The 13239-nt window shown below is 30.9% G+C and carries 7 protein-coding genes; 6 read left to right on the plus strand and 1 reads right to left on the minus strand.

The window, feature by feature from the left end:
* Positions 1-2: 2 nt before the first annotated feature.
* The 5 genes from NST77_RS23400 (at position 3) to NST77_RS23420 (ending at position 8416) form a co-directional block, all read left to right on the plus strand.
* Entirely contained in the window at positions 3-3143 is a 3141-nt protein-coding gene (locus NST77_RS23400; RefSeq protein ID WP_341123652.1) for a serine/threonine-protein kinase, read from the plus strand.
* A complete protein-coding gene (locus NST77_RS23405; RefSeq protein WP_341123654.1) occupies positions 3140-4876 on the plus strand; it encodes a hypothetical protein in 1737 nt (578 codons plus the stop codon). The genes NST77_RS23400 and NST77_RS23405 overlap by 4 nt, the downstream gene beginning before the upstream one ends.
* 30 nt (positions 4877-4906) lie before the next feature.
* The gene (locus NST77_RS23410; RefSeq protein WP_341123655.1) at positions 4907-6346 is read left to right on the plus strand and encodes a caspase family protein; all 1440 of its coding nucleotides are present in this window, start codon (positions 4907-4909) and stop codon (positions 6344-6346) included.
* A 457-nt stretch (positions 6347-6803) separates the two neighbouring features.
* On the plus strand, positions 6804-7874 hold the full coding sequence (locus tag NST77_RS23415) for a hypothetical protein (protein ID WP_341123656.1): 1071 nt from the start codon (positions 6804-6806) through the stop codon (positions 7872-7874).
* A 389-nt stretch (positions 7875-8263) separates the two neighbouring features.
* Positions 8264-8416, plus strand: a complete 153-nt coding sequence (locus NST77_RS23420; RefSeq protein ID WP_303984780.1) for a hypothetical protein — start codon at positions 8264-8266, stop codon at positions 8414-8416.
* Between the two features lie 433 nt (positions 8417-8849).
* On the opposite strand, the gene NST77_RS23425 is transcribed toward NST77_RS23420, so the two are convergent.
* A complete protein-coding gene (locus NST77_RS23425; RefSeq protein WP_341123657.1) occupies positions 8850-9011 on the minus strand; it encodes a hypothetical protein in 162 nt (53 codons plus the stop codon).
* A gap of 235 nt (positions 9012-9246) precedes the next feature.
* Here NST77_RS23425 and NST77_RS23430 point away from each other — a divergent pair, with 235 nt between their 5' ends.
* Positions 9247-12741 carry an AAA domain-containing protein gene (locus tag NST77_RS23430; protein ID WP_341123658.1) on the plus strand — a complete coding sequence of 1165 codons (3495 nt, stop codon included), beginning with the start codon at positions 9247-9249 and terminating at the stop codon, positions 12739-12741.
* Positions 12742-13239: the final 498 nt, after the last annotated feature.

The raw sequence follows: 13239 nt of genomic DNA on the forward strand, positions 1-13239 counted from the left end.
TAATGATTCTAACAAACAAGTACGTGCTTGAAGAAAAAATGTTAGATACTTTTCAAAGTACCCTTTATAAAGGGTATACGGTTAAAGGAAGAACCCCGATTGTTGTGAAAATATTAAATCAAAATTATAGTAGTTTGGAATTTAGTGATCTACAAGAAATATTTCATAGAGATTCAAAAGCTCTCTCAATGATAAATCATTCAAATATCATAGAATACAAGGATTCTGGAATTGATGGAGATAATTTTTATATAGTTATGGAATATTTTCAGGGTGAAAACCTTGAAGAATTTATTAAAATAAATAAGCCCTCAAAAGTTCAACAATTACATATAATGGTTCAAATATTAAACGGAGTTCAAGCTGCTCATGATAAAAGGATAATACATAGAGATATTAAACCGTCCAACATATTAATAAACTCAAACATGGAAGTGAAGGTTATTGATTTTGGGGTTAGTAAAATTTTGGATATGTATTTATTCAAAACCGGTCATACTTTAAAAGACCACATTACCAAACGCTATGCTTCCCCTGAACATTTACTAGGTCAGCAAATTGATTTTAGAAGCGATATATTTTCCCTTGGAGCTACATTTTATTATTTAGTAACAGGTAGTGAACCATCTGAAGATAAGGAAGAACTTTATAAGTCTATAGATTCCCTATATGTGTCTGAAAACATAAAAGATATATTACGTAAATCTTTAGGACTTAATAAGGAAGATAGATATAGAAGCTTGATTACTTTCATTGAAGATTTAAAAACTGAGATTAAACTTAATTTAGTAGCTGGTAAAGTTAAACTATTTATTCCGCAGATAATTAATAGAAATTTACAAGATATAGGAAAAGTTTCTAGTACCAATTTTAATGCTGTAAAGGATTTTATAGAGCAAAGTTTAATTGAATCTACTGTGTACAAAACTGAAAATAATTATTATTTGATTGGTAATGGAATTAAATATCATTTGTTGCCAGATAGAAAAAATGGATATTTGAGAGTCTTTAAAGTCTTCTCGATTGATAAGTATCATGAAAATGAATTAGAAAAATCAAAAGGTATTGAGATTAAGCTGAATTTAGATATAACTCAAGAAAGACCAAATGGAATTGAATCTTCTGATTTAAATAAATTACTAAACGAAATTGATATGAGCTTTGAGTCCTTTAAACAAAAAATGGAAAGAATGGCTCAAAAAAATAAGTTAATAGCTGATTGGGAGGAAGTATTAAAAATACTTAAACAGATCAACTTTAACAGGGAAAGAATAGGCAATTATGACGGTTTTGAATATGAGGCTACAAATAACTTTTTAACAATAACTATGAACAGCAATTATGATTCCTCTATGTTGCAAGATGGTGATTACATAAAATTACAAACAAAAACAAATAAGTTTATTAGTGTTGGTCCAATAAAAAGCATAAAAGAAAATAAGTTAAAGGTTGCCTTACTTTCCGATGTGGAAATTCAAGATTTAAGTAAACGTGGTGAAACTAGAGTTGATATATCGATGAGTAATAAAATGTTAAAAAGATATAGTAATGCTTTATTTTCACTTAAAAATAATGAATCGGTCAATAGAGATTTAATGGACATTCTTCTTAATCCAGAGCAATTAACAATGAAAAAAATTGATTTAAACCTAGACTTTGTAAATCAAAATATTGATGAGGCTAATAAAGAAATTGTTGAAACAGCTTTAAAAACCAATGATATTTTTCTAATTCAAGGTCCACCGGGGACAGGTAAGTCAACAGTAATAACAGAATTAATAAATCAAATATTTTTACAGGATCCAAAGTCTACAGTCTTAATAACATCTCCATCTCATGTTGCAGTTGATCATTTGCTAAAAAATGTTCTTAAAACACATTCGGATAAGAAAATAATACGTATAGGAACTAGTGAGAAAATATCTAAGGATGCACAAAATCTATTAGCTACTGAACAAATTAAAGCTTGGGCTGAGGAAGTAAAGTCAAATTCTATAAGTAATACAATAGAATATATTGAGAAATCATATGGGAAAGATAAAGAATTACGAAAGTATATGCAATTTCATTTAAATAAAAATACTTTCATTAACCCAGATGAAATAGATGCTAGATTATTTGATTCAAAAGTCGTGGAGACAATAAATATTATTAAAAATTGGACCAATAGATTAGATCTACTTGATGAATTTGATGATATATTTGCTAGAGAAGCATCAATTGTAGCTGCAACTTGTGTAGGTATTGCATCAAGACATACTTTAAGAAACTTGACGTATGATTGGGTAATTATAGATGAGGCTGCAAGAGCAACTGCTCCCGAACTTATTCTTCCTATGCTATTAGGTAAAAAAATAGTTTTAGTAGGTGACCATAAACAATTACCTCCAATAGTAAATCTTGTTCAAGATAAAGGTTTAGAGGCTAAAATTAATATAAAAAAACTAGAAAAGAGTCTATTTGAAGATATATTTGAACTTTGTTCAAGAGAAGCTAAAGAAACATTAACTTCACAATTTCGAATGCATCCTGAAATTTCTAAACTGGTAAATACAAGTTTTTATCCAACGTACAGGATTAACACAAAAGTAAAGGCTGAGAGTAGAAAACATAACTTGGGTTTTAATGAAGTTGTAAAGTGGATTGATACATCAACCCTCCCTGATAATATGGAGGAAAAGTTTAACGATTCATACAGAAATAATATAGAAGTTCGTGTTATTAAAAATGAACTTGATAAGATAAATAAGATTTATTATGAAAAGAATCTAAGTGCTAGCGTGGCAATCATCTCAGGATATAACGCCCAAAAACAATTATTAATTAATAAAATAGAGCCAAAAAATCCAAAATGGACAAATATCGATATTCAGATTGATAATATTGATGCTTTTCAAGGTTCAGAATGTGACATTGTTTTTTATAGTGTCGTTCGTTCAAATGAAGAAAATAAATTAGGTTTTTTAAAAGATCAAAGAAGAATAAATGTTGCTTTATCAAGAGGGAAAAATTGCTTGTTCATAGTTGGAAATAAAGAGTGTGTTCTTAACAGTGAAGTAAAATATAAAGAGGGAATTGGAAAAGTAATTCAATTTATTAATCGAAATCCCAATAGTTGTAACATAAAGGGGGCGGAGCTATGAAATTAGTCCTTGATGCAGTTAAGTCTGACTTTCCGGATTATAAAATAATTAATATTTCAGAAGTTGGTTTTCCAATCTTTAAAAAAACAGTTGTATGTTTAGCAACATTATATAAAGGGTTACCTGTAGTATTGGATTTCACTTTAAAGTTACTTAATCAAGGATTTAATACTAATCAAATTTCAAAATTATTATCTATTGATGAAGAGTTAATAAAAAATGCGGTTTATGATTTAGAGCTTAATAGTATGTATGATTTAAAAACTCAAAGATTAACAGATGATGGTAGAGAATATATTAGTAATAATAAATATGAGCAATTAAACAGAGTCGAGTTACCAATTTCAATTGATGGATATACAGGATATATAAAAAAATCAAGAAATTATATCACGAATAAAAATGCAAAGTCTATAAACTTAAATACTCTTGAGCCTATTCTTGATAAAAAGAATAATAATATTATTCATGGGCAAATAATAAAAAGAATTTTAGAAGAGTATATAAAAGAAAGTAATTCTGAATACGAGGGTCAACTAGTAGAAATGGTTTCGGTCAACGAAAAGCCAACTGAATATAAAAAATTTTATATTGTAGTTATTGAAGATCAAGATAAAAAAAGCAGATTAGTGGTATATGATAAAAATACAAAGGTAAATTATTTTGATTCTGGATTGATAAATGCAGATGAAATTGGAATTAAAATATTTACAGATAATTCAATTGATACCTTTATTGAGAATGTAAAAGATTTTGAAGTTTATGGGTTAGATACTAATGATGAATTATATAATATTTTAGACTATGATTACTATAACAGAGATAATAATAGTGTGTTTTTTGATATACCAATGATTGATGCCTACGAATTAAAGGATGAATGGATAAATAATTTAGAAAGATATTTAAAAAGAAAAAGAAGTGTAAAAATTAATTTCACCGGTTACTGGTACCCAACAACTAATATTAAAAATAAGGTATATAAAATAATTGATCTTAGTAAAAAATATATTAATTTAGAGTTACAGCATAAAATTGACTATGAATATGCTAGTGTAATATTAAATAATAAAAATGGATATATTGATAAAATAGCTAAATATGAATTAAATTTAAAAAATAATCCTACTTGTGTTACCCATAATATTTTTAAACTAAATAAAGTAAAAGCAGAAGCTGAAACGGTTAATTCAGAAAGTAATAATGAACTCATTAAACCAATAAATAATCTAAATGAATTAAAGGATTTAATAAAAAAGATTATTGAGTCGGCTAAAAGTCTTGATGTTGAAATGGAAGACTATTATGGTATGGGATGGCTTGATAATGGTCAATTTTTAAATGAGTATAATTTGAATAATATAAAGTTAGCAAGAAATGAAAAAAGTTATAGCAACTTTACAAAAGATTTAAACGCATCAATGGTTGAAATAATTGATGAGCGTGGCAAAGAAATGGGTATTAAAAATTATTTTTATGTGGACTTTAAAAATAATTTTCCTAAATTACATTATGCATTAGATAGGTTGAGAGTTTATCGTAATTCTATGCAACACAATAATTTGAATTCCCAAAACCTAGAAAAGTATTTGAAATATATTAAATGCGATTTAAATGGAACCTTTCCAGAGTTTTATTTGAATGGATATCTAATACTCCAAACAATTATATTAAAAGAAATTTATAACGCAATTATTGAAACTTCTAAGGATTTAAATAAGGTTACCATATAAATATTAACCAGAATGTCGGGTGGTAAGAAAGTGGATTATAAAGCTTTAATTATAGCTGTAGATCAGTATAACAGTGTGAATGGTCTGCCTAATACTGTAAATGATGCTCTAGAGATTAAGCGTCTTCTTTTAGAGGCTCCTTCCTTTTTTAAGGAAGAAGATGTCCAAGTTTTCCAAGGTTCTATTTCTAGAAGAGCTATTTTATTATCTGCCTTGAAATCATTCTTTGAAAGCGCAGTAGATACGGATGTATTATTTCTATTTTGGGCTGGACATGGCGCCTTTATAGATAATGAAGGATATTTTGTTCCGTTTGATGGGGATATCTATTCTCCAAATATATCAATGATAAAAATGTCCGAAGTAAGGGATTTGATTGACCAGACCACAGCAAAAACAGTTTTATCGTTTTTTGATACATGCCATAGTGGAGTAATTACTCGAAATATTCAACAGGAAATGCATAGAGGTTTAGAAGTTAAAGGATCAGGAAAGGTGCTTATTGCTGCATGTGCTGCAAGTCAATATGCCGCAGATAGAGCGGGACACGGAGCATTTACCGACTATTTAATTCGAGGCTTAGAGGGAGAAGCTGCCGATATAAATGGTGACATAGATGTATATAACCTATATTCATATGTTAGTAAAAGGCTAAATGAGGAAATTAAAGATCAGAATCCTGTAATTAAAAGTACACTTAACGGAGAACCGTTGTTATTAAAAAGAACGATAAATAGAAGTGAACTGACTGCAGTAAAAACTCCAACAAATACAATTGAACAGATAAATTCTTCTGCTTTATGTTTCTGGCTCGGTCCAATAATAACTGATTACGATGAGTTTCATAGTAAAAATAAGGGTGAGTATCAGATAACACTGATTAATCCTGACTCTAAAATTGAACAAGCTTTAAAGGACATGAGAGACAGAGATAGATATCCTTTTGCTATAAAAGATGAGGCAGATATTGTATCCATTGAAAATATTGACATCAGATCTACACGAGAAGGAACATACATTGTTGTAAACCTAAAAGGTACTGGAGAAAGCAATAACTCAATCTTTTCTGAAATGTCAGTTGGTGGAGGAATGGGTAAAACACTGACTCCTGATGATATTGCAATGTTGCGTATTAGACGCATACTATTCGGAGAAAAGGATATACCATCTGGTTATGGAGATTCTTTAGTGGAATCAATGATTAGTCATCCTACAAATGCAAAATTTCAAGTGATGCCAAATATCATTTCGAGCTTAGCTAGCCAAAGATACACACCTGAGAAAATACGAGTTATGATTGTGGGATCCCTTATTTTAACAAATACAATTGACAAAATTGAAACACTTTCACTTACATTAGATAATGGGGTAATTACTAAAATTCACCTTATAGGATATCGTCCGAAATATTATACCAATGTAGATCCTAAGAAAATTGAAGTTAATGAAGCAATAAATATTTCAATTTAAATAAGTGGTTATTTAATATTGTATTTTAGATATAGTTACAGCTCATTTCTGCTAACATTTTGCTAACACCATCCTGTAAAAAACTATAAATTCCCGTGCAGGGTGTTACAGCACTGTTTGTCAGAATTCTTGATTTACCGCATTTTTTGCACTTGTCGTTAAAGATATTACACACTCTCATCATACGCTTAGAAGGAAAAAGATGCTCATTTATTTTAACTACTGATTTAGCAGATTATCTTTTTTTGGAAAAAATTAAGCAAAATAAAATGATTAATTAATTATATGTTGTATCGAGTAGATCTAAAAAGGAATTGATAATTTTAGTAACTACAGAAGTTGAAAGAAAATATGGTAGGGAAGCAGTAAATTATTTTAGTGCTGAAGAAATATCTAATCTTTCCGACTTAGCATGAATTGAATAAATGGAATTGTAATTAGAAGTCGGAGGTTTTAAATGAATAAATGTATAGATATAGATATTGATTACTCTACATGGGCAGCAGGTGGTATACCTACAAGTCTATCGGGTTTACCTAATAATGAAAACTTCAATTTAATAGAGGTATTAATTCATATAGGCCTTGTTACAAGTCATCCAGAGGAGCATGGAATTAATTTAAATAGCTTTTGGGCATTTTTGAGATATGTGAACTGCTTTGAAACAGGAATAGATTTTAAATTAAATGAGAAATGGAATGATATTGATCCACATCAAAAAACAATTTTAAGCGATGATTTTGGAATGGGATTCGCCTCATACTATTTGCATAAACATATGAATATTATTTCTATCATTGATACAGGTTTTTTTCTGAAATATTTACCTTCTCTGAGTGTTCTTAAAAAGAGCAAGAGAGGGCCAAGTAAAACACCGGATTTTATTTTACTAGATAGTTCTTATAATATTCATATACTTGAGTGTAAGGGAACCCAAAGTTCTTTGGACAGCCTTGAAAAACAAATTTTAGACGGAATTAGTCAAAAAGGTAATCTAAATGATCCCTCTAAAATTGTTAGTGAAAAACTGGTAACAGGTATATTTATACCTCAATATAATTCAACAAGTAGTTCCAAATTTAAAATTATAGATCCGGAATTTTCCATGGATTTTTCTAATGTAAGTAAAGACGAAGTCATATTCCGATCTTTTCAGGGACAATTAGCCAAAGAGATTCAAATTTTTGGGATTAGGGAATTAGGAAATCATATCGCAAATAAAAAAATTTTGAGTGAAATTCAATTGGATAAATTAGTTGAAGAACTACAACTGAATCACTTTGATTCGAATATTACAAAAGAATTTTACCAAGATGGATTAAAATGGAGTGTTGATTTTGATATAACTGTACTTAAGAAATATAAAAGAAACCAGATTGCTAATCTACAAGATTTGTTTTCCTTCTTAATAAAATCACAGGGCCAAAATCAAAATAAAATTATTCCAATAACTAAGGGATATGAGAACTCTGTTGTCTTTAATGGATTATTTGGTTTAAGATTAACAGTAGTTAATGATAGGCTTTGATACAAAATTACAATCAAACCTTTTTAAGAAAATTAAATCTAGATTTGCAATAAGAAAATAGGCCCTTTATTTTGATAGTAAACTAAAAGAATCCACTTTGAAAAAATTCACCAAACGGATAAAATTTATTCGTACTATGAGTTACTTGCTAACATTTTGCTAACGCCATCCCATAAAAAACGGTAAATCCCCGTTAAAGATGTTACAGCCAACAATATCCAAAACGTTGATTTACCGCACTTTTTACACCTCTTGTTAACGATATTACACACTCTCAGCTTACGGGCGGCATGATGTAATCTGCCTTCCAATCCCTCGATGTATAAGGGTTTTATATAAGATGAGAGTGGATTGTTAATATAAAGGTTTTATAGGAGGCTTCTCATAAGTTGAGCAAACTTGTGGGAAGCTTCTTTTTTCATTTCTTGAGTAACGTGGGGATAGACATTTTTCGTGATTTGGTTGGTGTAGAGTTACAGAATCTTACAGAAGAAGAGCAGAAGGTATTGGAAGCTGCAAGCATGATTATTAAAAATTCATAATCAGAGGTATAAATGACAGACGAGAGCGGTTTCCTCGTCTGCTTTTTATGCTTTTAATTTTTTAGCCAGTATAACAATAAAAAAGATAGTGCATTAAAAATGCTAACATTTTGTTAACGCCATCAATGAAATTACAATAAATTTAAGTGCAAGATGTCCGAGACCAATCATAAAGACCCAAGTGGAACCACAAGTACATTTTTCCTTGTGCAACCCCTTTTGTAGAAATCTTCTTTCATCTCATCTTTTTAACTCACTTCCTAGAATATTTAATGACCGATAACCATTATTTCCATTTTTTATTTAACAATTCATAAGTTAGATATAATTAGTCCAGTAGTTAATAATAACAAGCTGATAAGAATGAAAAGCACTAACTATAAAATGTATTACAATGTATTAGAGTGAAATGCTATAATAAATAATGGAAAAATTAGTTAATATAGATATTAATTTTCATGCTACTTCTGATATAAAGAATTTGTAAAATAAATAGAAAGTAGGAAATAACAATAATCGTTGCAGGAGCGGCGGTTGCATCTGCAGAAAAATTATGATTCATATCAAAATAATAAGATTCACACCAATGAAGCACAAAAATGGGATAAAACTAAATTAACAGATTTCATTTTGTCTAATAGATAAAGGATAATAGAGTTGAGGAAGCGTTTGTTCTGCCGGATGGGAATGAGATGAAAACTGAAAGTGATGGTAGATATCAGGATAATAACAGAGAAGAGTGAAAACACACTATTTTTAAATATATTATCAGAAGAAAAATGTCATAACAGTAAGTAATAGTAGTAATTTTTCAGTTTAGGAGAGTAGAAATGACAAACATAGAGAAGAGAAAAGTACTTGAAATACTTGATTATTGGAAGACGATAGAACTTTTAAATCAAGTAGATATCCCACAGGAGATTGGAGACAATAAGAAAGTAGTAAAAAAGATTACAAGAGGTGAACGGATCGATAGTAGTTTGGATAAAATTTCAATATTTACCAAGATAAAAGAGCCTTCGATTGATCTTTCTTATACATTAAAAACTGACAAGGAGAAATTTTCTCTATTTCCTTGTGAGGGAACAGATTTGTCATTCCTTTTCGGTAGAATTAAAAGAAATGACTTGGTAGATTATCTTGCTAAATTTGTGAAAAATTATGACGAACAGCCAAACATAGCCTATCCGAAAAGTAGCGAGATTGCTTGGTTTTCATTTAAAACTGATTCGGAAGGTATTTATCAGAAGAATTCATTCCAGCTATCTCCACTTTTGTGGGCTATTTCTGTATGGAATAAAAAAGTTAATGGATTTTCTTTGAATTCGATTGATTATGATGATGAGACTAAAAAGTATGACAGTTGGCTTGAGGAAGCAGAGGATTTATTTGCTGTATTGCCGTCTGTGTTTTCAGATATTTATAATACTTATGTGAAGACAATAAAGTCGGAACTTCCTGCCGATTACATAGGACACTTTATTTATGACAGGTACAAGAATGGTGAGGTAAAGAATAAAGAAGAAAATCTAGAAGATTATGCAAGTTTAGGTAAGAGCTTTTTTTTGGCTGATATCGTTTTGCTCATAGATGCAATCAAATCAGGAAAATTTGGAGAGGGTTCTGATTATGAGCGTAAAGTGATAGATTATATTTTGTCTGCACACAATAAAGCTGTAGGAATTATTCCAGAGAATAGTATATCTATTTCTCCAGAGGAAGAGCGTCAGAAGATGATGGATTTCTTTCAAAATACACTTAATATCAAAAATGCTCCACTAGGAAAGTGGCCTGCTAAATTCATGCCTGCTCTTATGCAACAAGTGGCAGTAAATCTTGCGATAGATGAAAATGCAAACACGGAAGTATTTTCTGTTAATGGTCCTCCTGGCACTGGAAAGACAACACTTCTTAAAGAAATCGTATCTAGTAATATAGTAAAAAGAGCTGAGCTTCTAGCGGAAGCCGCACATTCAGATCCAGACGATGCTTATGAGAGGTGCTCATTTACACAAGGACCATTGGATAATAAGGGATATTTTAAGTATGCACCATCTTATTTTAAGCTGAAGAATGATAAAATCAACCAATATGGAATGTTAGTAGCATCATGTAATAATTCGGCTGTCGAAAATATCACTGCAGATCTTCCTAAAAGTGATGACATTCTCAAGAGTCTTGAACCTTCAAAAAATGATGAAGAATCAGTGGTGTCGGGATTGAATGAAGTTCATAATTTGTTTAACGTCAAAAAATCAGAAGATATTGAACAAATAAAAATATCCGGTGAAATAAAAGAAGAACGTGATATTTATTTCACGCGCTATGCTAATAACCTTTTAAATCGAAAAGACTGTTGGGGTCTTATATCTGCTCCGTTTGGGAAACGTGCTAATATTAACAAGTATTGTGTATCTGTACTTAAAAAGTTTATTAATGATTATAATCTTAACAATGTGCGTGAGGAACATCGAAAGAAATATGTAGAGCAAAGAGAATGCTTTCTTAGACAACTTAAGATTGTGAAAGAACTTGAGAAAGAGTTGGAAATCCTGTGCCACTATGCAAAGTCTTTACCATTGACTAATGAGAGTATTTCTGAGGTTGATCTTGATAGAAAAATAAAAGAAAATTATGCATATCTAATGGAACTTGAGGAATCAAGACCTAGAGGATTATTCGGAAGATGGAAGAAAGATACTACACGAGACAATTTGATAGCAGAGAAAAAGGTTGAAATTGAAGTTTTGAAAAAACAAAAAGACCGGCTTTCAAAAATTACTAGCTATTATAATCTTTTAAGCAAACATAGCGAAGGTGCCGAGAAACTTACTCCTATTGATTCATCTTTTATTGCCAGGTATGTATCGGATGATGAGATCGAGTCAACCCAGGCACAGGTTACAAATCCTTGGTTTACAGAGCGTTACAATAGGGAGCGGGAAAAGCTGTTCTTTTATGCTTGTAAACTACATAAGGAATTTGTAATTTCCTCTAAAGCCTTTAGGCAGAATATAATCAATCTTTTGATTGCGTGGGATATGCATGAAGATTGTGATGTGCGCATGAGTGAGAAAGACAGAATTGATGCTTTCCCAGCATTGATTCAAAATATATTTCTTATTACCCCGGTTATATCAACTACATTTGCATCTGCACAGACTTTCTTACGTGATATAAAGCATCCTGGTACACTTGGAACGCTTATTGTGGATGAAGCAGGGCAGGCACAACCTCAGATGGCGGTTGGAGCTTTGATGCGATGCCGTCGAGCAATAATTGTTGGAGATCCTAAGCAAATAGAGCCGGTTGTGACGGAAGAAACAGACATGATTAAAAGTCTTATTACATCTGATTTACTTACACCATATCAGGACAAGAAAATATCTGTACAAGGATTTGCTGATTATATTAATAGCTATGGAACTTTTCTCGGAAAAGATGAAGAAAAAGAGTGGGTTGGATGTCCCCTTACTGTCCATAGGCGTTGTATAGACCCGATGTATAGTATATCAAATTGTCTTTCTTATGACGGAACTATGAAACAGCAAACAGAAGCACCAAAGGAAAAAGTTGTGAAGACCTTTATCTTGGAGAAGTCATATTGGATAAATGTAAAAGGTGAGGAACAGTCCGGGAATAAGAATCATTATGTACCGTCACAAGGTCAGATTGTTCTAAAGCTTCTTGAAGAAAAATTCAAGAAAGACGGTAGTGATATTCCGAAAATATTTATTATAACACCATTCACATCCGTGAAAGAGGGAATGAGTGACGCATTACGCAAATCTGATTTCTATAAACGTGATTCTCGTGTAAAGAAATGGTTAAAAGATAAAAATATTGGAACTGTTCATACATTCCAAGGACAAGGAACAGATGAGGTTATATTCTTACTTGGTTGTGATAAATCATCTGTAAAGGCAGCAAATTGGGTAAATAAAAATATTGTGAATGTGGCAGCTACAAGAGCTAAATATCGTCTTTATATTATAGGAGACAGGGAAGTATGGAGTTGTAAGCCTGTGAAAGTTGCACGTGATAAAGTTAATAATGATATATCATCGGATAATTTGATAAAAATGCTATCAGGTTGCGAAAATACAGAGTCAATTCTGGGACCTACAATTCAAACTATTGAAGTCAAAAAAGTGGAATATACAACACAGGAAATGAAGAACGAGGTAGCGACTTTATTGGGAAACAGATCAAAGGTCTGTCCGAAATGCGGCAAACCGCTCGTAGAAAAAAATGGTAGGTATGGAGTTTTTTATGGGTGTAAAGGGTATCCTAAGTGTAGTTATAGTGAAAGTATTAAGAAATAAACATATCCATTAAGACTTCTCGATATGTTTGATTTAACTTAGACATACTAAATGAATTTTCGTGCCAAGTGGAGTGTATGAACAACAGAGCAGATTTCAACTTGAATTGTTAACATTTTGCTAACGCAATCCGATAAAAAACAGTAAATCCCCGTTAAAGATGTTACACCTTAGTTTCAATAGAATATTGATATACCGCAATTTCTGCACTTATCGTTAAAGATAATACACACTCTCATCCTACGGGCGGCATTATGTAATAACCGCCTGAATCCCAGTAATACCATGGTATAAAGGATTTGAAAGGGATGGGATAGTGTTATTGCCCATCCCTTGTTCAATTTCTTCTCAAAAATTTTAAAAAAGAAATTTTCGCAAGAAAATTGATCTTAGCGAAAGTTTCTTTTTTTGTTGTTCTGTTTGATGAATATAAGTACTATTTGTTAAGTAAGATCCTTTTACGTGTCGAAGTCTTGTTCGGATATATTCAAACTATAC

The organism is Niallia sp. FSL W8-0177, assembly GCF_038006285.1.
Lineage (GTDB): Bacteria > Bacillota > Bacilli > Bacillales > Cytobacillaceae > Niallia > Niallia circulans_A.

Bases quoted from the DNA above. Each gene is read 5' to 3' on its own strand.
- NST77_RS23400 (WP_341123652.1), top strand. From the start codon at position 3: ATGATTCTAACAAACAAGTACGTGCTTGAAGAAAAAATGTTAGATACT.
- NST77_RS23405 (WP_341123654.1), top strand. From the start codon at position 3,140: ATGAAATTAGTCCTTGATGCAGTTAAGTCTGACTTTCCGGATTATAAA.
- NST77_RS23415 (WP_341123656.1), top strand. From the start codon at position 6,804: ATGAATAAATGTATAGATATAGATATTGATTACTCTACATGGGCAGCA.
- NST77_RS23430 (WP_341123658.1), top strand. From the start codon at position 9,247: ATGACAAACATAGAGAAGAGAAAAGTACTTGAAATACTTGATTATTGG.